General features: G+C 41.9%; 19 protein-coding genes. 4 read left to right on the top strand and 15 right to left on the bottom strand.

Annotation, left to right across the window (positions count from 1 at the left end):
* Positions 1 to 20: 20 nt before the first annotated feature.
* A complete protein-coding gene (locus tag LI074_RS14115; protein WP_020993170.1) occupies positions 21 to 1,736 on the top strand; it encodes an IS1634 family transposase in 1,716 nt (571 codons plus the stop codon).
* Between the two features lie 76 nt (positions 1,737 to 1,812).
* On the opposite strand, the gene LI074_RS14120 is transcribed toward LI074_RS14115, so the two are convergent.
* The 6 genes from LI074_RS14120 to nagB form a co-directional block, all read right to left on the bottom strand.
* Positions 1,813 to 2,835 (bottom strand): DUF6320 domain-containing protein, encoded by a 1,023-nt coding sequence (locus LI074_RS14120; protein ID WP_243868840.1) that lies wholly within the window; start codon positions 2,833 to 2,835, stop codon positions 1,813 to 1,815.
* Positions 2,836 to 2,840: 5 nt separating this feature from the next.
* Positions 2,841 to 3,002, bottom strand: coding sequence for a hypothetical protein (locus LI074_RS14125; protein WP_226839509.1), 162 nt, complete (start codon positions 3,000 to 3,002; stop codon positions 2,841 to 2,843).
* Between the two features lie 27 nt (positions 3,003 to 3,029).
* Positions 3,030 to 3,761, bottom strand: coding sequence for a histidine phosphatase family protein (locus LI074_RS14130; protein WP_055057683.1), 732 nt, complete (start codon positions 3,759 to 3,761; stop codon positions 3,030 to 3,032).
* 392 nt (positions 3,762 to 4,153) lie between these two features.
* Positions 4,154 to 4,858 carry an N-acetylmannosamine-6-phosphate 2-epimerase gene (locus LI074_RS14135; RefSeq protein WP_179962981.1) on the bottom strand — a complete coding sequence of 235 codons (705 nt, stop codon included), beginning with the start codon at positions 4,856 to 4,858 and terminating at the stop codon, positions 4,154 to 4,156.
* Positions 4,859 to 4,943: 85 nt separating this feature from the next.
* Entirely contained in the window at positions 4,944 to 6,047 is a 1,104-nt protein-coding gene (gene nagA / locus LI074_RS14140) for an N-acetylglucosamine-6-phosphate deacetylase (RefSeq protein ID WP_173698316.1), read from the bottom strand.
* Positions 6,048 to 6,158: 111 nt separating this feature from the next.
* Positions 6,159 to 6,902, bottom strand: coding sequence for a glucosamine-6-phosphate deaminase (gene nagB, locus LI074_RS14145; RefSeq protein WP_055053331.1), 744 nt, complete (start codon positions 6,900 to 6,902; stop codon positions 6,159 to 6,161).
* 274 nt (positions 6,903 to 7,176) lie between these two features.
* Between nagB and LI074_RS14150 the strand changes: the two genes are divergently transcribed.
* The gene (locus LI074_RS14150) at positions 7,177 to 8,004 is read left to right on the top strand and encodes a MurR/RpiR family transcriptional regulator (protein ID WP_055060142.1); all 828 of its coding nucleotides are present in this window, start codon (positions 7,177 to 7,179) and stop codon (positions 8,002 to 8,004) included.
* 111 nt (positions 8,005 to 8,115) lie between these two features.
* On the opposite strand, the gene arfA is transcribed toward LI074_RS14150, so the two are convergent.
* The 4 genes from arfA to LI074_RS14170 all read right to left on the bottom strand — a co-directional run bounded on the left by arfA (position 8,116) and on the right by LI074_RS14170 (position 13,262).
* Entirely contained in the window at positions 8,116 to 9,639 is a 1,524-nt protein-coding gene (arfA, locus tag LI074_RS14155) for an arabinosylfuranosidase ArfA (RefSeq protein WP_173698317.1), read from the bottom strand.
* A 186-nt stretch (positions 9,640 to 9,825) separates the two neighbouring features.
* The gene (locus LI074_RS14160) at positions 9,826 to 10,701 is read right to left on the bottom strand and encodes a carbohydrate ABC transporter permease (protein ID WP_172678313.1); all 876 of its coding nucleotides are present in this window, start codon (positions 10,699 to 10,701) and stop codon (positions 9,826 to 9,828) included.
* 1 nt (position 10,702) lies between these two features.
* Positions 10,703 to 11,602, bottom strand: a complete 900-nt coding sequence (locus LI074_RS14165; RefSeq protein ID WP_330366414.1) for a carbohydrate ABC transporter permease — start codon at positions 11,600 to 11,602, stop codon at positions 10,703 to 10,705.
* A gap of 265 nt (positions 11,603 to 11,867) precedes the next feature.
* Complete coding sequence (locus tag LI074_RS14170) at positions 11,868 to 13,262, bottom strand: ABC transporter substrate-binding protein (RefSeq protein WP_025577875.1); 1,395 nt, start codon at positions 13,260 to 13,262, stop codon at positions 11,868 to 11,870.
* Positions 13,263 to 13,656: 394 nt separating this feature from the next.
* Between LI074_RS14170 and LI074_RS14175 the strand changes: the two genes are divergently transcribed.
* Entirely contained in the window at positions 13,657 to 14,580 is a 924-nt protein-coding gene (locus LI074_RS14175; protein ID WP_118409208.1) for an ArsR/SmtB family transcription factor, read from the top strand.
* Positions 14,581 to 14,633: 53 nt separating this feature from the next.
* Here LI074_RS14175 and LI074_RS14180 read toward each other — a convergent pair whose 3' ends face one another.
* Both LI074_RS14180 and LI074_RS14185 read right to left on the bottom strand, forming a co-directional pair.
* Positions 14,634 to 16,208: a glycoside hydrolase family 43 protein gene (locus tag LI074_RS14180; protein WP_173681108.1), complete on the bottom strand. Its 1,575-nt coding sequence runs from the start codon at positions 16,206 to 16,208 to the stop codon at positions 14,634 to 14,636.
* A gap of 44 nt (positions 16,209 to 16,252) precedes the next feature.
* The gene (locus tag LI074_RS14185) at positions 16,253 to 17,209 is read right to left on the bottom strand and encodes a glycoside hydrolase family 43 protein (protein WP_118338960.1); all 957 of its coding nucleotides are present in this window, start codon (positions 17,207 to 17,209) and stop codon (positions 16,253 to 16,255) included.
* 186 nt (positions 17,210 to 17,395) lie between these two features.
* On the opposite strand from LI074_RS14185, the gene LI074_RS14190 reads away from it, so the two are divergent.
* Entirely contained in the window at positions 17,396 to 18,319 is a 924-nt protein-coding gene (locus tag LI074_RS14190) for an ArsR/SmtB family transcription factor (protein WP_118338959.1), read from the top strand.
* A gap of 95 nt (positions 18,320 to 18,414) precedes the next feature.
* Here LI074_RS14190 and LI074_RS14195 read toward each other — a convergent pair whose 3' ends face one another.
* From LI074_RS14195 to LI074_RS14205, 3 genes are all read right to left on the bottom strand, one after another.
* Positions 18,415 to 20,343 (bottom strand): glycoside hydrolase family 127 protein, encoded by a 1,929-nt coding sequence (locus LI074_RS14195; RefSeq protein WP_173681109.1) that lies wholly within the window; start codon positions 20,341 to 20,343, stop codon positions 18,415 to 18,417.
* Positions 20,340 to 20,612, bottom strand: a complete 273-nt coding sequence (locus tag LI074_RS14200) for a DUF6171 family protein (protein ID WP_118758993.1) — start codon at positions 20,610 to 20,612, stop codon at positions 20,340 to 20,342. Before LI074_RS14200 ends, LI074_RS14195 begins: the two co-directional genes overlap by 4 nt.
* A 179-nt stretch (positions 20,613 to 20,791) precedes the next feature.
* A complete protein-coding gene (locus LI074_RS14205) occupies positions 20,792 to 22,294 on the bottom strand; it encodes an alpha-N-arabinofuranosidase (protein ID WP_173681110.1) in 1,503 nt (500 codons plus the stop codon).
* Between the last annotated feature and the right edge of the window lie 174 nt (positions 22,295 to 22,468).

The raw sequence follows: 22,468 nt of genomic DNA on the forward strand, positions 1-22,468 counted from the left end.
ACTATAAGAGGGTGACTTTTATGGCATATTTTCTTAAAAAAACTAACAACAAAAAAGGTACTTATCTTCAGATTTATTCAAGCTTTTACGATCCTGAACGCAGGCATACTGCCCACAAGGCTTATAAACCTATTGGTTATGTTCATGAGCTTCAGGCAAAGGGCATTGACGATCCTATCTCCTTCTACAAAGAAGAAGTTATCAGACTGAACCAGGAAGCAAATGCTGCAAAAGCCGCAAAAAAAGCGAAGCAGATTTCAGATGATTCGCCGGAAAAACTCATTGGCTATTTCCCGATGAAAAACATTAACGACAAGCTTTCTGTCAAAAAGTATATTGATCTCATGCAGACCGCTACTGACTTCCGCTTTAATGTTTTTGGCATGATCTCTGCCCTTGTTTACGCAAGGCTTGTCCAGCCATGTTCAAAATCAAAGACTTATGACGAAGTGATTCCAAAGCTTTTTGAATCCTACGATTTTTCTTTAAACCAGCTCTATGACGGGCTGGAGTATATCGGTTGCGAATACGAAAAGATCATTGAAATCTACAATCATCAGATCCAACAGATGTATCAGTTTGATACCTCTCATACTTACTTTGACTGCACTAACTTTTACTTTGAGATCGACAGGGAAGATGATTTCCGGAAAAAAGGACCTTCCAAGGAAAACAGAAAAGAACCGATTGTTGGTCTGGGACTCCTGCTTGATGCAAATCAGATTCCCATCGGCATGAAGCTGTTTCCGGGCAATCAGAGTGAAAAGCCGGTGATCAGAAATATCATTGATGATTTGAAAAAGAGAAACTCTGTGTCCGGCAGAACCATACAGATCGCCGACAAAGGGTTGAATTGTGCTGAAAATATCTTCCATGCGCTCAAAAATGGGGATGGATATATTTTCTCTAAGTCCGTAAAGATGCTTCCGGAAACGGAAAAGACCTGGGTACTGCTCCCTAATAATTACAGGGATGTAAAAAATGCTGCCGGGGAGACTTTGTATCGCATTAAGGAATGTGTAGATGAATTTGAATATAAATTTACCGAGTCTGAAACAGGCTCTTTAAAAAAGTTCCGGATCACAGAAAAAAGGATTGTTACTTTCAATCCAAAACTTGCCAAAAAACAGATCTACGAAATTAATAAAGAAGTTGAAAAAGCAAGGCTTCTGAAAGCTTCGCAGGCTAAAAAATCCGAGTATGGTGATTCTGCAAAATATGTCATTTTTACTGCTGCAGATAAAAAGGGCAACGACACAGATGGTAAAGTAAAAGTCACCATGAATGAGGAACTCATTCAAAAATCCCTGGAGCTTGCCGGATACAACATGCTGGTCACTTCCGAGATTTCCATGAAAGATAAGGATGTCTACAATGCATACCACAATCTCTGGAGAATAGAAGAATCCTTCCGGATCATGAAGTCACAGCTGGATGCCAGACCGGTATACTTGCAAAAACAGGATACCATTGTTGGACATTTTTTAATCTGCTATCTGGCCGTATTACTGACAAGATTACTGCAGTTCAAGATATTAAAAAATGGTTATAGTTCCGAAGAGCTGTTTGAATTCGTACGTGACTTCAGAGTTGCCAAAATATCAGACAGAAAATATATAAATCTATCGCATGGTACATCATTTATCAGGGAATTGTCAGAGCTGTGCAGCTTACCACTGACATCGTATTTTTTGAACGAAGGAGACATCAAAAAAATGCTAAGCCACAGGTTTTAATCCTTGGCTTAGCACCATGTTTTATACTTCAACTCCGAAAGTCAGGTTTTATCCCATGTGTGTCAAGACCATATTTCTACATCCTCAGTTTCTTATGAGACTCCCGCATCGTATCCTTCTTGCAGAAGATAAACAGTGCAGCCAATGTCAGAAAACTGATTCCGGCACAGATTACTGAAGGAACAGAAAACTGCACTGCCAATATCCCGAAAGGAATCACAAAATCCACAGACCAGCCCTTCCATCCGGTAAACCGGTCCCATAGGATTGCGATTACTGATATGAGCAAAAGCTGCCACATTTCATTCTTCAGAATATTCCTGCGTTTATAATATGCTACCATAACAACCAGCCATGCACAGGCACATCCTGCTCCTGCAAACCAGAACCAATTCAGTACATCTGCCATCATAAAATTAATCATTCCGCAAATTACCGCAATTGCCAGACACAGGAAGCTAAAAGTCTGGATAACCTTCTGATTTTCTTTTTTCTCAAGCCTATGCTTTTCTCCATATCCCGGAAATTCATTCTTTAATTCTCTGTGGGAAACATTCTCCTCTCCAAGCATCCGCTGGAAATTCCTCTGGATACTGTCATTCGGTATCTTGGAAGTAAATCCCAGTACCATCTCATCCCCATAAGAACAGGAACACATCTGCAAAGAATTGGTACTTGCAAAAATCCCAAAATGCTGAATATATTCTTTGTACTCCTCCGGCAAACGAATAATGCCGATATTAGAATAAACTGCCGTAATGCTCCTGCTTCCCAGATTGGCTCCGATCATCAGAAAATATTTCTTGATTTCCAACGGAACAGCACGTACAAAAGGATTCTTCTCAATGCGCACATATCCGCTCATATGCATGGCAATCTTTTCTTTTACCAGTTCTTCTTCGAACTGTTTCTTCACAGACAAAAGTACATCTTCAAAGGTTGTTTCATCAGAAAATATATATCCCACCTCAATCCATCCAAAGAAATTTGTCATAGACTGAGACGGAAAATAATTTCTCAGATTCACCGGAATCATCAATGCTACCGGTCGTTTCTGCTGATTCTTTGGAATCTCTTCCCGAATAGAACACAGCATCATTGCTGTCAGTAAAACAGTGATGGAAACTCCACAGGAGCGGGCTTTCCGGTGGATATCTCTTCTTTATCTCCATGTGTAATTTCCTCTGCATGCTCAATCTGCGGAAGATCTGCCTGTGGATGTGCCAGGATCAGATAATCCTGAACCAGTTCCTGCAGGAAATGCATGGCTCCGCAGGTGAATTACCTGGTTAATCAATCGTGGCGCTCATCCGTATTACTGTACATTTCACAGAATCTTGCGGCAAATGCCGGTGGTTCATCATGCACATATAAATGGGAAATATCACCAAATGCACTAATACGAAAACTTGCGATTCCTTCTCTTCGTTCTTCTGTATTGACAGTTGTCACTGAACTTGGTGCTGCGCAGAATCCATGCCACAGTACCATTGGAGAAGCACCGATCAGATGCGCAAGAAGCACACATTCCAGACCAAAATGGCAGAAGAATACCAGCGTATCTTCATTTGGTTTCTCCACTCTGTAATAATGTCCTTCACGTACATAACCATGTTCGGCAAGAAGCTTATCAAACTTTCCTGTTACATAGTCATAGTATCCTTTGGCATCCGACTGCTGAAGTCTCTCGTTTTCATACCAGTGATCATACTGGTAAAATCTCTCGTCCTGTGTCCAGTCCTGCGGAAGCCAGTCCCATAATCTCTTCTGCCTGTCAGTAACATCCGGGCGATCGATCAGAACATCAAATTCCCTCAGCCAGTCACACTCAACTGCTGTACGGTTCATTTTCTTCAATGTAAAAGAAGCTGTATCCTTTGCCCTTCCAAGAGGTGATACATAGAAATCCTTTACATCAAGTTTTGACAATCTTTCTGACAGATATTCTGCTTCTTTCCAGCCTTTTTCTGTAAGAGAATCAATGGAATAATCCGGATCTCCATGTCGCACGATCAATAATCTCATTCGTATTGTTCCTTTCTTTTGTCTCAGTTCTTCTATTATCTCAGATCAGATCGTATCCAAATAGTCTGACATCCTCCATTCATAGATCTTATCTGAGTTTTTTTAATTTCCACATTCTTCTGTAACCGGAGGGATTGTTTCCTCATAAATATCGTTACTGTTCACTCCGTTCACAGTAACTAAATATCTTCTGATGTGGATAAGTTCTGCTTATCATATGACGCTTCTATTCTAACACCAAGTTCCGCTTTCTGCACTAAAAATTCTCTGCAGTCCGGTTCAGTTACTGCAAAAGTCGGCCAGCTGTTTATTTATAACCATTCCATAAAATACTGCACTTGCTATAACAAAAAAGGATGTGCAACTCTGACACATCCTTTTTTGTTCGCATTTTATTTACCTGCTTCAATTGCCTTCTGAAATCTCTGTGCGATTTCCAGCGGACGTGTGATCGCTCCGCCTACCACGATCGCCCATACACCTGTCTGTAGTGCTTTTACAGCCTGATCCGGATAATGGATCTTGCCTTCTCCGATAATCGGAATATCTGTATCTTTTGCAAGCCTCTCCATCAGTTCATAATCTGGTTCATCCTTTTTGGAAGTGTAATCAGTGTAACCGCTCATGGTTGTTCCAACAATATCCACACCACACTTCCATGCATTGATACCTTCTTCATAATTAGAAATATCTGCCATCAGGATAATATCCGGATATTTCTCTTTGATCTGTGCGATAAACTCATTGACAGTTATGCCATCACCACGCTTGCGAAGTGTACAATCCAGAGCTACAACATCAGATCCTGCTGCTACCAGATCGTCTACTTCTTTCATGGTAGGTGTGATATATCCTTCATATCCGGGATACTGGATCTTCACCAGCCCGATCACCGGAAGACCTGTTTCTTCTTTGATCGCTATGACATCGCGGATACTGCTTGTACGGATTGCAGGTGTGCCTGCCTGTTTTGCAGCGCGTGCCATCAGGTACATAATGGATTTCTCTTCTACATATAATGGTTCATCTTCTACCGCCTGACAGGAAATGATCATTTTTCCATGAATCGCATCTAAAATCTCTTTTTTAGTTATCATTTTTCTCCTTGATACAGAACTGCATTCCGGCAAAATGTCCATACTCTTATCTGTGCACATTCTGTCGGAAAGCTTTTCTTTTACACTACAGTACCTTAACAATATTCAACTCTTCGTCTGTCAGCACAATATCTGCCCGTTTTCCGGGAGCAAGGGAACCCACCTCATCATAAATCCCAATACTTCTCGCCGGATTTGCTGTTGCTGCCAGAATCGCTTCTCTCTCCGGTACACCCATGGAAATAACACACTTCATACAATCAAAAAGGCAGGTTGCAGAACCGGCGATCGTTCCATCTGCCAGAGTTGCCTTTCTGTCTTTCATGGTCACTTCCTGTCCGCCCAGTTCATACAGTCCGTTCTCCATACCTGTTGCCATCATGGAGTCACTGATAAGGGCGACTCTGCTGTCTCCAAATAAACGGAAGGTATTGCGTACAGTTACAGGATGGATATGAATCCCATCACCGATCAGTTCTACCATACAGTCCTGATTGTCTGCTGCTGCGCCAATCACACCGGGTTCTCTGTGTCCCATAGGATTCATGGCATTATAAAGATGAGTCACATGAAGTGCTCCCTCTTTCATCGCTTCTGCTGCGCAGCCATAATCTGCTGCTGTATGTCCGATGGAAATAACCACTTCATTATGTAATTCTCTGATAAATTCCTCAGAGCCTTCCATATTCGGTGCAAGAGTTACCAGTTTGATCATTCCGCCCGCAGCTTCGTTACATGCTCTGAAAAATTCAATATCCGGTTTACGGATATAGCCTTCTACATGTGCTCCCTTTTTCACAGGATCAAGGAAAGGCCCTTCCATATTGATACCCACAATACGTGTACAGGTTTCATCCTGTTCTACATCTTTTGCAGTCTGGAAAATCTTAAGTAATTCTTCTTTCGGAAGTGTCATGGATGTCGGGCAATAGGATGTGATTCCATGAGATTTTTCATACTGAAGGATTGTTCTTAACCCATCAACATCTGCATCTGAGAAATCATGTCTGACTGCACCATGGCTGTGGATATCTACCAGTCCGGGCAGAACCTTCAGTCCCGATGCATCCAGTTGCGTTTTGTCGGTTACTTCATCTGCTGAAGCCACAATTCTGCCGTTCTCTACATACAGATCTGTGACTTTATAACTGCCATCTTTCTGAAAAACTTTTCCATTCTTTATAATCATCTGATTTTTGCCTCTTTTCTCGCTGAAGTGAATTATTAAGTATTTCCCTGACCTTATCTCTGTCAGGCAATTCTTTCCACTGATACTGTTATTATCACACAAGAGCCGATATTATAAAAGTCCTTTTTCTTTAATAAGACTTAAAGCATCTTCATCTGCCACTACAGTTACATCCTGATGAAGCTGAAGGATAGATGCAGGTACATTCGGTGTGATCGGTCCGTACAGAGATTTGTACAAAGCATCTGCCTTGGCACTTCCTGTTGCTACAAGAAGAATTTTCTTTGCTGCCATAATGTTCTTGATTCCCATGGTGTATGCCTGTTTCGGAACTTCATCCATACTTTCAAAAAATCTTGCATTTGCCTTGATAGTGCTTTCTGTAAGATCTACACAATGAGTTTCCTTCTCAAAAGCTTCTCCGGGTTCATTGAAACCAATATGTCCGTTTCCGCCGATTCCCAGAAGCTGGATATCAATTCCACCTACACTGCGGATGATCTCATTATAATCTGCACATGCTTTGTCGCTGTCTTCTTCCAGTCCATTTGGTACATAGGTTTTGTTTTTGTCAATGTTTACATGATCGAACAAGTTTGTGTTCATGAAATAACGGTAGCTCTGGTCGTTGTCACCGGAAAGTCCTTTATACTCATCCAAGTTTACAGATGTGATCTGTGAGAAATCAAGGTCACCTTTGTTGTACCACTCGATAAGCTGTTTATATAATCCGACCGGTGTAGAGCCTGTTGCCAGTCCAAGAACTGCGTTTGGTTTCATAATAATCTGGGCAGACATGATATTAGCTGCTTTTCTGCTTACGTCCTGATAATCTTTACCTACATAAATAATCATAGTTTTCTCCTTTTTTGCGTGTCATCTGACACTGCCGATTTGTTATAAGCTCATTATAATTCCCGTTGGTTCTATTTTCAATGAATGTATTGTTTTTAGAATCTTCTTTCATTTTTTATTATTTTGAGCCATTTTGCAGTTCGGTTTTTAAAGCTTGCCGAAATTACTTTCCTTGTTTATATTTTTCATGAAAATATTTACATTCTCCTTGTGAAACAAATTGTACAATGTTATAGTAATCTATAGCAATTCCACCATACAGAAAGGATTCCATATGTCATTAAACAAACATAAAATTATTCCTTTAATTGAATCTTATTACCATACATTCACTCCGCTGGAAAGAACAATCGCCGATTTCTTTATTCATAATACTGAAGAGCAGGATTTTTCTTCCAGAAATATTTCCGGGCTTCTTTATGTATCTGAAGCTTCACTTTCACGTTTCGCCCAGAAATGTGGTTTTCACGGATACAGAGAATTTATTTATGAGTATAAGCAGAGACTGGCACCAGGTCCCGAAGAAAATATTCCGAATTTTGAAGTATCGGAATTTAATACTTATCAGGAACTTCTGAATAAATCTAACGCTCTGCTGGACAAAGCGCAGATCACACGGATCACAAATCTGCTGGTTTCCAAACCTCGTGTTTATGTTTACGGAAGAGGCAGTTCCGGTCTCGTAGCTCAGGAGATGAAGCTTCGTTTCATGCGTATCGGACTGAATATCGAAGCAGTTACAGACAGTCATATTATGAAGGTGAATTCTGTTATTCTGGATGAGAACTGTCTGGTCATCGGTATCAGTGTCAGCGGACAGACGGATGATATTATCTCTTCTCTGAAGGCTGCACATCAGCACGGAGCTTATACACTTCTTATGACCGCAAGACAGGACAAATCCTATCAGGACTTCTGCGATGAGACGCTCATCTTCGCAAGCATGGAACATCTGGAATATGGAAATATCATTTCCCCACAGTTTCCTATTCTGCTGGTTCTGGATGTACTTTATGCTCACTATCTGCAGATTGACAGGAGCAAAAAAGAAGCTCTGCATGAATATACGATACAGACACTTCAGCCATTTCTGATTAAATAATTCTGATATGCAGGAAACATTCCCGACACTATCCACTGCCAAAATAGCCATAGAAAATCCCTCTTAAGAAGATTTTGGTTATTTACCTTGTCTACTTAAGAGGGATTATTTTTATTTACTGTCTTTTACAAGACGGATCACATTCCATGATGCTTTATGCAGCATACTTGTCAATTCCCCATTGTCCATTGTTGTCTGCTGTGTTGTCTTTGGTTTTACATTTTCCTGTCCGAAAGCATTGACTACCTTCAGGTCATCGCTTTCAAGTACGATATGCTCAGCAACTCTGTAGCCTTCGAAGCTTCTCACGTCTGTGTTGAGAACAATATCCTCTTTCAGGTTTCTGTTTACTGCGAAGATTGTAACTTCTTCTTTCTCTTCATTGTAAACAGCAACTGCCTCAACATCTGTGATGCTTCCATGTCCGCTTGTCTCATGCTCAGTGGATGAGATTACCGGCTGGAGCGCAACACCACGTCCATATTTGGAAGCATGCATAAACGGATAGAAAATAGTCTGTTTCCAGGAACCGCCGCCATTAGGGTCAGTCATGATCGGAGCGATAACGTTGATGAGCTGTGCAAGGCATGCTACTTTTACTCTGTCTGAATGGCGGATCAGAACAATCAGCATCAGACCTACCAGCAGGGCATCCTCGAAGTTATAAATATCCTCAAGAAGCGGCGGCGCTATCTGCCACGGATGATTCTCTGTGATATCATTGTCAGCAGCATTTGAATGATACCATACATTCCACTCATCAAAGCTGAGGTACATATTCTTTTTGCTGCGTTTTTTCGCTTTTACATAATCGCAGGTTGCGATAATGGTGTGGATAAATTCGTCCATATCATCGGATTTTGCAAGGAAGTCATTGCTGTCGTCAGAACGGTTTCCATAGTATGTATGAAGGGATAAATAATCTACATAATCATAAGTGTGGCTCAGTACATGATCTTCCCAGAGTGCGAAGGTCGGCATATCTTTGTTGGAACTTCCGCATACAACGAACTCGATAGACGGATCGATGAGTTTCATTGCTTTGGCTGTTTCTTCTGCCAGTCTTCCGTACTCATCCATAGTCTTGTGACCGATCTGCCACGGACCGTCCATTTCGTTTCCGAGGCACCATGTTTTGAATCCGTATGGATCTTTCTGTCCGTGTTTGATACGGAGATCACTGTATTTGGTTCCGCCCGGATGGTTGCAGTATTCCAGAAGGTTGCAGGCATCTGTGATTCCTCTTGTTCCGAGATTGACTGCCATCATCACTTCTGAATTGGCTGCGTCTGCCCATTTCTTAAATTCATGAAGTCCTACTTCGTTCTTTTCCAGACTTTTCCATGCAAGTTCCAGTCTGTGAGGTCTTTCCTCAACCGGACCTACACTGTCTTCCCAGTAAAAGTTGGATACAAAGTTTCCGCCCGGATAACGTACGATCGGCACGTCCAGTTCTTTTACCAGATCAATAACATCTTTACGGAATCCGTCAGCATTGGAAAGCGGATGTCCCGGCTGATAAATTCCATCGTATACAGCTCTTCCCAGATGTTCAATAAAGGAACCGTAAATTCTTTTGTCGATTTTGGAAATGGAGAATGCTTTGTCCACTACCATTTTTGCCTGTTTTGCCATAATGTTTTTTGAACCTCCGTTCTTAAATTTAGTTTGAGAAATTAGTTTGTCGTTATATTATTTGAGCTGCCTCATAAGTAATGTCAAATGATCACCGGTTACAGTAACATTAATTTCAAAACTCAATGGGACAGCTCATTTTATATCATGTCAGCAAGTTACGATTTGAATATTTACAACTTTTGATCAACCCTTAACAGCACCGGATGTCATACCATCGATCAGGTATCTCTGGAAGATCAGGTAGATGATCAGGATTGGAAGAATACCGAACATGGAACCTGCGATCAGAAGGTTGTAGTTATTTCCATAAGGTGTAAGCAATGTATTCAGACCGATCTGCAGTGTAAATTTGCTTGTATCACGGAATACCAGCATCGGCCATAACATGTTGTTCCAGGAACCCATTGCACAGAGGATTGCCATGGATGCAAATGCCGGTTTGGTGATCGGCATCATAATCTTAACACTGATACCATACTCTGTGCATCCGTCGATTCTTCCTGCATCCAGAAGCTCTTTCGGAAGACTCTGCATATACTGTTTGAAGAAGAAAATCGTCGACGCACCACATAATCCGGGGAGAATAACACCGGCTCTTGTATTGATGATCCCAAGAGATGTAACTTCGTTATACAGAGGAAGCATCAGGATTTCAAAAGGAACACACATGGTTGCGATTACCAGGAAGAATAAAAATCCCTGAAGTTTAAACTTGTACATGGTCAGACCGTATGCGATGAAGTAGCATACCAACAGTGTCAGAACTACCGTGATCAGTGTCAAGATCAGACTGTTTTTATACCACATAAAATATTTTCGGGAATCCTCATTTCCGGAAAACAGGTATTTGTAGTTGTCCAGATGCATCTTGGAGAAATCAAGATTCAGGGACATACCCTTCATAACTACTTCACGGCCTTCCTGGAAGGAAGCGAAGAAACCTGCAAGAAGCGGGAATGCGATCAGCACACAGAGGATAGCGAAAAGCCCTGTGGATAATACAGACGCAACTTTATGATTTGATTCCATTGTCTTTGGCTGAGCTGCTGTTTTTGCCATATCACTTTTCCTCCTTCTTGAATGTTCCTGTTGCCACAAGCTGGACAACATTGATAGCCAGGGCAATGACCAGAAGCACCATACCTACAGCACACGCATAACCCATATCATTTTTCTCAATACCACGTTTATACAGATATCCTACGATAGTAAGACCAATGTTCTTCGGTGATGAGTTACCATTCCACAACATGAAACTCTCAAGGAACATGGACAGACCGGCATATACGGAAATTGTAATAACATAGATAGTTGTCGGTTTCAGAAGCGGCAATGTCACGTACCAGAATTTCTGTTTTGCATTGGCACCGTCGATGTCTGCTGATTCATAAAGAGATGTATCAATACTCTTTAAACCGGAAATAAAGTACAACATATTAACACCTGTCCATCTCCACATACAGAGTAATAACAAAGCTATCCATCCGGTAGTCTTTTCTTTCAGCCATGGGATACTGGCATTTCCAAGCAAATGCATTAACTGGTTCATCTGTCCGTTATCACCTTCTGAGAACATCAGTCGGAATAACATACCGGAAATAACTACAGATGTAAGTGCCGGAATGTACATGATCACTTTCCATACACCTTTGGCTTTGGTAAGACGGCTTTCCATCAGTACTGCAAGCATCATCGGGATCGGAATCAGCAGGAGCAGTGTCAGAAGCATGTATTCCACACTGTTAAATACAGCCGTCTTGAAGAACTTATCGGAAGCCAGTTTCTGATAATGCTTCAGACCAACCCACTGAGAACCGCCAAATGAAATATCCTGAAAACTCATTACAATACCACTGATGAGCGGATATAACCAGAATACCAGAAGGCTGATAACAAACGGAATTACGAATACGTAGGGTGCCACCTTCTGAGAATAGAGCATCTTTTTCACTTTATTCACAATGAATTCCTCCTCTTCTAAAAATAGCAGTAACTTTTCAGCATCATATGGAATCATGGTTTACTGAACAGTTACAGATAATTTCTTTTTTCTTATTACCATTATCCTGAAAAGAAATCAGACTCCACATCCTGTGAAAATCTCATTTCTCACCAGGATAACAGTAAAGGAGGTCAGGGAATGCGTTTCCCTGGCCTCCCATATCATTTCGGTCACTGCAGTAACCGTTCATTATTCACTTGATCAGTGAACTATTATCATCTTATTATTCACATTCGAAATCAAGATAATCCTGTGCATCCTGAAGCGCTTCATCTACATCCATGCCATCCTCTAATACATTGTTCAGAGTTGTTGTACACATGTAATCGTTCAGTGTCGGAGAGTTCTTTGTTGTGTAAATAGTTCCGATTGCATCGTTTTCAGCAAGTTCATTCAGAACTTCGTATGGTTTTACACGGAAGAATGTGTTATAAGTATTGGATTCATCATATGCGAAATCTTCGTCAGACCATAATGCTGTGTTGCAGACGTCAAATCCAAGTTCGTTCCAGATCAGGTTTTCACCTTCTTCAGAGCATTTAGCCCATGCAAGCCATTCAGCTGCAAGTTCAGGATTCTCACACTGATTTGTTACAACAGTACCTGTACCACCGATACCAACGGAGCATTTCTGTCCTTCTTCAAATACAGGGCATGTTGTGATGTCATATTTGCCTTCCATCTCCGGCATGTAATCTTTGAAACGGCTCATGTACCACATAGCTTTTGGGAAGGAAGCAATTTTACCTTCCATGATGTTGGAGAAACCAGCTTCAAGGTCAACATGTCCGTCTGTGGATACCATTGCGATTCCATCGTTTAACCAGTTCTGCTGCATTGTGAGCATTTCTTTTACAGAATCAAGCTGTACGTTTACAGTTCCGTCCGGACCGCCTGTCCAGTCTTCACCATTCTCAGCCATTGCAAGCCACATCCAGTCAACACCGCCTGTATCAACAGAAGTTAAGTACACTTCACCGTTGGAAGCTTCTTTTAATTCTTCACCAAGTTTTGTATAATCATCCCATGTCTTTACAGATTTGTAATCTAATCCATAAGATTCAAGAAGATCTGCGTTCCAGTACATAACAGTTGCACCTACATGGAAAGGAACACCAAGTCTTGTTCCGTCAGCTTTGGAATAAACATCAAGTCTTGACTGCACCATTGTATCTTCATAAGGAGCAAGTGCATCATTCATGGAATACAGAGGGCTGTCATCACCGGAATAGTTCGGGAACTGTCCGATCTCGATATCGCAGAGGTCAGGAGCACCGGATCCTGCCTGTAAGGACATCATTAATTTGTTATGCATATCAGAGTATGGATATGTACTGAATGTAATCTGGATCTGTTTGTCCGGATTCTCTTCATTCCACTTATCTACCATCTGACCATAAAACTCATTATGCAGGTCTACGAATGACCACATCTCGAATTTTGTTCCATCATCAGGACCTACGGTTGTTACTGCTGTAGGCTCTCCTTCAGCCGGTTCTTCGCTCTCAGCAGCTTCCTCTGTTGTGTCTTCTTCTGCAAAGACATTCACTGCCATGCTCATACTGGACACTGCCATAGCCGCAGTCATAAGTAACGCGAACAATTTTCTTCTCTTCATAAAAAGATCCTCCTTTTTTGCATTTCTTTGCGCTCTTCCGGTTTCAATGATGCCATTGTACAAACCCCATAATCATTTCGTATTTTTTTAAAATATATAGTCCATCTTTTTGTTATGGTCATTTTGCACAACTTTTTTATTTTCAGCTCCGGTTTATGTTGATATTATATAATTCTTTCCTGTAAATGTCAATATATTTTTGATTTATTTTTATTATTTTAGTTTTATCTAAAATAAATGCCCGTTATTTATTCATCAATCTATCTATTTTTTTGCTATTTCCCTATATTTTTTTAACCAATTTTATGGTAAAATAACTAATCAAAACGTATTTTTCTAAAAATTCTTATTTAGTGTTATATACCTGTAAATACAGTCAAAAGGAGGTTTTTACATGAAATCCTGTTCTGTTTCCGATGGTCTTGCCATCTTCAAAGCTCTCGGTTCCCCTGTCCGTGTACAAATTTTGCGTCTGATCCAAGAAAGAGAAGGTCTGAATATTAAACAAATTGCACAAAACCTGAAAATTCCCGTTACAACCCTGTCCCCTCACCTTAATCTTCTGGCCGAAGCCGGGCTGATAGAATTCAGGGATGAATCTCTCTCACACGGAACACAGAAACGCTGCTATTTTATAAAAGACTGGGATCAGCTTCTGGTAAATATGGCGCTTTACGGTCCTGATCTGCAGACTTACAGTGCAGAAATCGGCGTGGGACATTTTTCTGATTTCTCGGTAACTCCCACCTGTGGTATGGCAACTTCTACTTCTTTTGTGGGACAGTTGGATCAGCCACGGTATTTCATACACCCAGGCAGCCGCCAGGCAAGGATCGTCTGGTTCACCACCGGATATCTGGAGTATATACTGCCCAATTTCATCCCTGATCACAGCGTGATTGAAGAACTGACAGTTTCCTTTGAGATCAGTTCCGAAGCCCCCCGATTCTGTAATGTGTGGCCTTCTGATATTACCTTTTCCCTGAACGGTGTAATCCTTGGCACCTGGACCAGCCCTGGTGATTATGGGGACCGCAGAGGGAAATACAATCCTTCCTGGTGGTTTTCTTTTCTGAATCAGTATGGTTTGCTGAAAAAACTGACGATCACCCCTGAAGGCACTTTTCTGGACACAGAAAAGCTGTCCGATGTTTCCACCAGACAGCTTGCACTCACTGATCAGTCCGTTATGAAATTGCGCTTTTCTGTTCTTCCGGGCGCCGAACATCCCGGCGGGTGTACTCTTTTTGGTGCAGGTTTCGGAGATTATAACCAGCATATACGGATTACCATCGGTTATCATCCCGAAAACATCTGATTTCTCCGCCTGACTTCAGATTTATATACTGCCCCGAATACTCCCACAGCCATTTATGGCAACAGATATTTCACACCCCATATAGTTTCATTATTGTCACCCTTAGCGCTGAAGCACATCGTATCATTGCCTGCCTCATCGGTCATTTCCAGGACAACTCCTGTATAAGTATTTTCACCGAGAGTCACATCAATATATGGTGTGCCTTCTTCTGCTTCCCATTTGCCTTCCAGTTCTTCTCCGGTAACTGTTCCGTCTGCATTAAGTTGAATCCTCTGCGGTTTATGTACCCTGTCCGAAATATCCGTACCATGATTTACCAGATAAAAAGTACCCTGGATTTCATCTCCGGAATATCCATCCTCTTTCAACGTCTCGCCGTCTGTGGCAAATGGCGCAGCAACCAGCCATCCGTCTTTTGTGCGGAACAACTGATGTACACGAGGCTCATGAAGTTCTCCGGTTTTAGCAAAACGCTGATGATAGACCAGGTATAATTTACCATCTTCATCTTCAAATGCAGTCTGTCCGCCTGGCGCCATATAGGTCTGGGTAAGACTCGGGAATGTATAATTTCCCATCATTTTCAGTCCATGATCTTTATGCTCCACAAATAAATACATATCCTTCCCTGCTGCATCTGTATAAGTTCCGTCTACAGTGTCACAGCGGAAGAGACGCATTTGATAACCTCCTTTTGCCTGCAGATTTCCATAGGACAAAAACAGATAATAATATCCATTGGTCTCATCATACATAATATGCGGGCCTTCGATGGAGTTGTGATAACCACCGAGAAGTTTCTTGCCATAATAGCTGTCCACATGATTTTCTTCGTCTGCTTCCGGATAAATCGGATAGCCGGTCTCTTCATCAATCTCAATCAGAAAAATACCGCCGGACCAGGAGCCATAAACCATCCACATACGCCCGTCTTTATCATAAAAAACATCCGGGTCAATACAGTTTGGCCAGTTATTATTGTCATAAGACGCTGCTGTATATGGCCTTGGGTCTGTTCCCATCAGTTCTTCGATATTACTTTCCTTAACATCATGATAGCTATAACCAGAGTACAGGAATGTGTCCTCATAGTGATACGGACCTTCAATATCATCTGCTGTTGCAAAGCAGATATTGGATTTCACATAAGAAGATGTGGTGCAGAAATACATCACATATTTTCCCATTTTTTTGTTATAGATGACATCCGGTGCCCACACGGAATAACCACCTTCCTCGTTCTTTCCTACATAAGTAAACGCTGCCGGATCGCCGTCTTCTTCTCCGTCAAAAAGATTGTCAAACAGCTTATTCTCTGCATTGACCCCGGAGGAAAAACCGGTCCAGTTTCTCAGATCTGTGGACTTCGCAGATTCCATATGGGAGCCAAAGATATAGTAAGTGTCATTGTCTTTGATGACAGATGGATCATGCACGGAAGCTCCGGCAGTAAAGCCACCTTTCTTAATCTTGCTCTCAATATCATCTGCGCCTGCTGTTTCTTTTTCGTTTGCCGCATCTGTTGTCTCTGCTGTGCCATCAGCAGTTTCCGCAGCATATATACTCTGTGCTCCGAGAAGCATCATTCCTGTCAGCCCCAGGATCATTCCCCATTTTTTTCTCATACCAGCTCTCCTGTTCTCCAAATATTATTCTCTCTCAGATTACGTTAATCTTCGTAAGAAAATATCGGTGCGCCTGTTTTTTCATCCCAGCGGATTTTCATCAGCATGGCATGACGGTTTGGATTGTACAGCGGATTCCCTTCAATCTCTGCTTCTGTTCTCGCATGATAAACCATGACCGGATTTCCTTCTTCGTCTTCAGTGAAGGAATTATGCCCCGGTCCATAGATTCCTCTGGATTCATCTGTACGAAGAACCGGATAACGTTCTTTTGTCCAGGATTTCGGGTCAAGAAGATCAGAATCTTCATCTGCTGCAAGCATTCCCATACAGTATGCAGCGCCTGTCTCAGATGCAGAATAGGTAAGATAAATCCTGCCGTCATGATGAATAACTGCCGGTCCTTCATTCACCCAGAAACCAACTCTTTCCCAGTCATAATCCGGTGAAGTGAGAAGTACCTGAACGGTTTTCAGTTTATACGGAGTTTCCATTTCCCCAATATAAAGATTGGAAATCTGCTTGCCGACTCCTACCTTCTCAGCCCATACATAGTAATGTTTTCCTTTGTTTTCAAATACTGTTGCATCCAGAGAGAAAGCTTCAAAAGAAAATTCATCTGCATCCGCACGTCCCATTTTGCCTTTCTCTGTCCAGGCTCCTGTAAGCGGATCTGTATCTGCACATTCCAGCACATATGGGCGGATTGCCCAGATATCATCTTTGTCCCCGCCCGCAAAATAGATGTACCATTTTCCGTCCAGATAATGAAGCTCAGGTGCCCAGATATGTTCGCTCATGATTCCTTCTTTGTGTTTCTCCCAGACTGTCACTTCTTCCGCATCTTTCAGTCCTGCCAGAGTTTCGCTTCTTCTCAGCACAATCCGGTCATAGGCCGGTATGGATGCTGTAAAATAATAGTTTCCGTCTGTGTGGCGGTAAACATATGGATCTGCTCTCTGCAGAATCCATGGCTTATTATACTTAAGTTCTTCACTCATTGTGTGTCCCCCTGTTCGCTTTTATTTTAGATTTATATAAATTATTTTTTATATATTTAAAAGTGTACTGCATTTTTCAGAAAATATCAACTATATTTTTTTCTTTTCGTTGCACATTTTTTGCAGATTCGTTATAATTTACCGTAAACGTTACAAAATCATTTTTAACAGAAAGGGAAATCCGTTATGTTATATATTAAAAGTCTGGAGCAGGCGGTTCCTGTCTTCAAAGCTCTTGGTTCTGACATCCGCATACGGCTGATCCAGACTCTCCTTGAGCATCAGGAAATGAATATGAATGAACTGGCTTCCAGTCTGGGGATTACCAACGGTGCCCTGACCAGCCATGTAAAGAAACTCGAAGAAGCCGGAATTCTCGCAATTCTTCCAGAGCATTCCGGTCACGGAAACCAGAAGGTCTGCCGCATTAATGTTGACAAGATTTTGGTTGATATTGCCTCTAACAATGACAGTCCGGCTGAAGACAGTTACTCTATTGACATTCCGATTGGCAACTACTTTAATTATTCTGTTTATCCGACCTGTGGGCTGTCTACTACCGATAATCTTATTGGTGAGGTAGATGATCCCCGTTATTTTGCTCATCCGAGCCATGTAGATGCAAAGATTTTATGGTTTGGACGGGGATTTATTGATTACCGCATTCCAAATATGCTGCCTCCGGGACAGAAGATTGACCGGCTGACACTCTCCTTTGAAATCAGTTCAGAAGCTCCCGGAGTCAATAATGACTGGCCTTCTGATATTTCCTTTTTCCTGAATAATACAAAGGTCGGAAGCTGGACAAGCCCCGGGGATTTCGGTGATGTCCACGGTATGTTCACCCCCGACTGGTGGTTCCCGAACTGGAATCAGTATGGTCTGCTGAAGATGCTTGTCATTGACCGTCACGGTACTTTTATCGATGGATTAAAGATCTCTGATGTGAATACACAGCAGCTCACTTTTACCTCTCAGGATGATATGGTATTCCGTTTCCAGGTGGATGAACCATCTCAGAATATCGGCGGTCTGACACTCTTCGGAAAAGATTTCGGAAACTATAATCAGGATATTAATGTGAAAGTGCATTATACTCCAAATGTATAATTTTACAGAGTATCTGAAAACAGTAAAAGCAAGGAACCGATGTGTTTTGCCACATAGTTCCTTGCTTTTATTTTATATTCCCTCTGATTTTTCGGTTATTCCCCACGCATCCAGACTCTCATCTGGTTTTCTCCGCGGTTGCCCCATGTATAATACGGCACTGCTGTCAGTGTTGTCAGCGTTCTCACCGGTGCAACTTCACTGTACAGAGAATCTCCCACTGTCTCCAGCTTACGTGCTTTGATCTTAAGCAGGACGCAGCCTTCCAGCAGACCCTCTTTGCAGACTTCCTCTTCCATCTTTGCATCTTCAAAGATGTGGTAAGACTGAAGCAGACCCGGATTATCCACACCCTCGAAACAATAAACCATCGGCCCGCGCATAAACGCTACACAGCCGGCATCTTCTCTTACTTTAAGGTTTGCATAAATCTTGCGGATCTTCATCGGGAAAACAAGTTCTACTTCATCATTTTCCCACACTCTCTTAAGGATCAGATATCCCTTTTCCACATCTGCCGTGATATCTTTCACTTTTCCATTTATACGTACCTGAACAGAACCCGGGCGTACCCAGGATGGGATATGGATTCCCAGGATAGTCTCTTCCTCTGTTTTTCCGGTTATATGATAGGTCACTCTGCCATCCCACGGATAGTTGCTCTCTACAGTTACATCCATCTTATCAAAGTGCGCTTCTGTACCTGCCGGGATATGAGAATAAACTCCATCTTCTGTCTCACTCCACAGATATTTACCAAGAGACATCAGCAGACGGACTACATTGGGAGGGCAGCATGCGCATGTATACCAGCCCGGACGCTCCGGCAGAACATGCTTATATCCGTATAATTTCCCGCTGACTCCAGGTTCTGTTTCCAGTGGATTTACATAGAAAAATTTCTTTCCGTCAAGCTGCATTCCGCTGATGATCCCATTATAAAGTGCACGTTCCATCACATCTGCATAGCGTCCATCCATTACATTATCAAGCATCTTTCTTGCAAAAAATACCAGTCCGATAGATGCACAGGTTTCCGCATAAACGGTGTCATTCGGCAGATCATAATCAATGGTAAATGCTTCTCCGTCTACGGTACTGCCGATTCCTCCGGTGATATACATTCTCTTCTGAGTCATGTTCTCCCAGAGATCACAGCATGCCTGATAGAGTTTTTCATCTTTGTAAAGAGAAGCCAGTTCTGCCATGGCAGTATACATATAAACAGCACGGACACTGTGTCCTACTGCTTCTTTCTGCTCATAGACAGTAGCATGTGCCTGATTATATTCTCTGTTATGCACATCCATATCAAAGTGAACCCAGCCTCTTTTTTCCCTCTCTTTGACAAAGTAATCCGGATCTTTTCCACGCTGTTCAATAAAATATCTGGCGAGGTCTTTGTAATTTTCTTTTCCGGTCACTTCATAGAGACGCAAAAGTCCCAGCTCGATTTCCTGATGTCCCGGAATCCCCGGTTCTTTGCCTTCTTCTGTTCCAAAACGTTTCCCGATATGTTCTGCCATGCGCTCCATCACATGAAGCAGACGGTCTTTTCCAGTCACCTCATAATAAGCCGCCGCTGCTTCCATCATATGTCCGGCACAGTATAATTCATGGCATTCCTGTAAATTCTGCCAGCGGTGTTCCGGCTCTTTGATTGTGAAAAAAGTATTCAGATAACCGTCATCCTGCTGCGCTTTTTCAATAATTTCAATAACCTTATCTGCACGTTCTTCCAGTTCAGCATCCGGACGGACTTCCAGTGCATACGCCACACCTTCCAGCCATTTGGCAACATCACTGTCCTGGAAAACCATTCCGTAAAACTCACCCTCTTCCAGTCCTGCTGCAATGCGGAAGTTTGCCAGTGCATGGCTTTTCTCCACTCCCGGAATCTCATCATTTAATATTTTCTCCTGATAAGGAATTACTGTATCCATTACCAGTTCCTGATATCCTCGCCAGAATTTATCCGTTACTTTTACCTTATTTAATAACCTTTCTTTTAAACCATCTCTCATTTCTGCGCCTCCCATTTTGCCGGCAGATCCGGACATTTTCGCACCTTCTGTACAGCCCGCAGTTCCACAAAGCATCCGCAAAGCCTGCACATCCCATTCATTAAGCGGTCACAGGTGCTGCATATGTTAAGCCTTTTTTCGTAAATCTGCTGGTCTACTTTCAGATCCTCATCCATGCGCTGAATGTAGCGTGACAGATCCTCGTAAAAAGTCTCTTCATTATTCTGTCCGGGCAGACATTTTCTGCACACACGCAGCTTCCCGTTCATACCTTAGTCTCCTTTTTGTTTCCATTATAAATATTCACAGAAAATACCTGCCTGTTTTGTCAGAAGCGGCATTTTCTGTGAATCTGTAAAGTTCATTCATTTTTATACAAAACTCTTTATCTGTGTCAAGCGAATAAAATCATCCGCTTCACTACCTGATTCGACTAAAAATCTTGTAATTATCTTACTTCCAGATGAAGAACACTGCATTTAGGAATTGTGAATCTGATTCCTTCTGCTGTTTTTTCTACTTCGTTAAATTCTTTTACACGTACCTGGTCCGGTGTTTCGAAGGTATTCATTTCGTGCATTTCGCCGTGTACGATCTCACCTTTAACTTCATTTACCTGATAGTCTGTAAGGATAGTTCTGATCTCATAATCTTTATCCAGAGACAGGTTTGTCAATGTGATATGTACAGCTCCGTCTTCTGCTACAGATACAGATTCTGTCAGGTTCGGTACCTGCCACTCTTCTTCCACACCGATGGTTTCTGTTTCGATAGAACTGTCTACAAGCATTGCATCCTGATGATATTTGTACATATCAAATACATGATAGGTTGGTGTCAGGATCATATCAGCACCATCTGTAAGGATAACGGACTGAAGCACATTTACGATCTGCGCAAGGTTTGCCATCTTTACTCTGTCGCTGTGTTTGTTAAAGATATTCAAAGTGATACCTGCGATCAGGGCATCTCTCATTGTGTTCTGCTGATACAGGAATCCCGGGTTTGTTCCTGGTTCTACTGTGTACCATGCACCCCATTCATCAACGATCATGCCGATTTTTTTCTCTGGATCATATTCGTCCATGATATGTCCGTGACGCTCGATCAGAGTTTCCATAAAGAGCGCTTTATTCAGACTCTTATACCATACCTTATCATCAAAATCTGTAGCACTTCCCTTGATCTCCCATCCTTCCGGATGTACATAATAATGAAGAGAAAGACCATCCATATTTCCGTGAAGTTCTTTCAGGCAATGATTATGTGTAGTCTTTAATACTTCAAATGTCCATTCATAATCATCTACATTGGCACCACAGCAGACTTTGTGGATTGGGTGATCCGGATGATAATTGCGGACATAAGTCTGATAACGGCGGTATTCATTTGCATAGAAGTCAGGATTCATATTTCCGCCACATCCCCAGTTCTCATTTCCAACTCCAAAGAAATCCAGTTTCCATGGTTTCTCATGTCCGTTTTTCTTACGGAGGTCAGCCATCGGGGAAACACCCTCGAATGTGATATATTCTACCCATTCAGACATTTCCTGAACTGTTCCGCTTCCCAGGTTACCATTAACATAAGCTTCGCAGCCAAGCTGCTCACAGAGTTCAAAAAATTCATGTGTACCAAAGCTGTTATCTTCTACCACACCGCCCCAGTGTGTATTGATCATTTTTTTACGTGTTTCCTTTGGTCCGATACCGTCTTTCCAGTGGTATTCATCTGCGAAGCATCCACCCGGCCAGCGAAGTACCGGAATCCTGATATGCTTCAGTGCTTCTACTACGTCTGTACGCATTCCGTTCTTATTCGGGATCTGGGAATCTTCGCCTACATAGATTCCTTCGTAGATACATCTTCCCAGATGCTCTGAGAAATGTCCGTAAATCTCTTTGTTGATTTTGCTCTGTTTCTTTGATGGATTGATTACAAGCTTAGTCATTTTTACCTCCACAGTTTATGATTTTGAGTTTTTATTTTACTTTTATCTAAAATAATATACCTTATTTTGTATTTTCATTATACACAACTTCCACATGACATTCAATATGTTTTTACAGAAAAAAAGAGACTCTCGCTTTAATAATTTCCTAGTGCGCCAGTCTCTTATAAATTT

The organism is Blautia sp. MSK18_10, from assembly GCF_020553185.1.
GTDB classification, from domain to species: Bacteria; Bacillota; Clostridia; order Lachnospirales; family Lachnospiraceae; genus Blautia_A; species Blautia_A wexlerae.

Coding starts and splice junctions, on each gene's coding strand:
- LI074_RS14195 (WP_173681109.1), bottom strand. CDS start 20,343: ATGAGAGATGGTTTAAAAGAAAGGTTATTAAATAAGGTAAAAGTAACG.
- nagA (WP_173698316.1), bottom strand. CDS start 6,047: ATGATTATAAAGAATGGAAAAGTTTTTCAGAAAGATGGCAGTTATAAA.
- LI074_RS14120 (WP_243868840.1), bottom strand. CDS start 2,835: ATGATGCTGTGTTCTATTCGGGAAGAGATTCCAAAGAATCAGCAGAAA.
- LI074_RS14150 (WP_055060142.1), top strand. CDS start 7,177: ATGTCATTAAACAAACATAAAATTATTCCTTTAATTGAATCTTATTAC.
- LI074_RS14180 (WP_173681108.1), bottom strand. CDS start 16,208: ATGAGAAAAAAATGGGGAATGATCCTGGGGCTGACAGGAATGATGCTT.
- nagB (WP_055053331.1), bottom strand. CDS start 6,902: ATGATTATTTATGTAGGTAAAGATTATCAGGACGTAAGCAGAAAAGCA.
- LI074_RS14170 (WP_025577875.1), bottom strand. CDS start 13,262: ATGAAGAGAAGAAAATTGTTCGCGTTACTTATGACTGCGGCTATGGCA.
- LI074_RS14185 (WP_118338960.1), bottom strand. CDS start 17,209: ATGAGTGAAGAACTTAAGTATAATAAGCCATGGATTCTGCAGAGAGCA.
- LI074_RS14205 (WP_173681110.1), bottom strand. CDS start 22,294: ATGACTAAGCTTGTAATCAATCCATCAAAGAAACAGAGCAAAATCAAC.
- arfA (WP_173698317.1), bottom strand. CDS start 9,639: ATGGCAAAACAGGCAAAAATGGTAGTGGACAAAGCATTCTCCATTTCC.
- LI074_RS14125 (WP_226839509.1), bottom strand. CDS start 3,002: ATGCATTTCCTGCAGGAACTGGTTCAGGATTATCTGATCCTGGCACAT.
- LI074_RS14115 (WP_020993170.1), top strand. CDS start 21: ATGGCATATTTTCTTAAAAAAACTAACAACAAAAAAGGTACTTATCTT.
- LI074_RS14175 (WP_118409208.1), top strand. CDS start 13,657: ATGAAATCCTGTTCTGTTTCCGATGGTCTTGCCATCTTCAAAGCTCTC.
- LI074_RS14135 (WP_179962981.1), bottom strand. CDS start 4,858: ATGATAACTAAAAAAGAGATTTTAGATGCGATTCATGGAAAAATGATC.
- LI074_RS14160 (WP_172678313.1), bottom strand. CDS start 10,701: ATGGCAAAAACAGCAGCTCAGCCAAAGACAATGGAATCAAATCATAAA.
- LI074_RS14200 (WP_118758993.1), bottom strand. CDS start 20,612: ATGAACGGGAAGCTGCGTGTGTGCAGAAAATGTCTGCCCGGACAGAAT.
- LI074_RS14130 (WP_055057683.1), bottom strand. CDS start 3,761: ATGAGATTATTGATCGTGCGACATGGAGATCCGGATTATTCCATTGAT.
- LI074_RS14190 (WP_118338959.1), top strand. CDS start 17,396: ATGTTATATATTAAAAGTCTGGAGCAGGCGGTTCCTGTCTTCAAAGCT.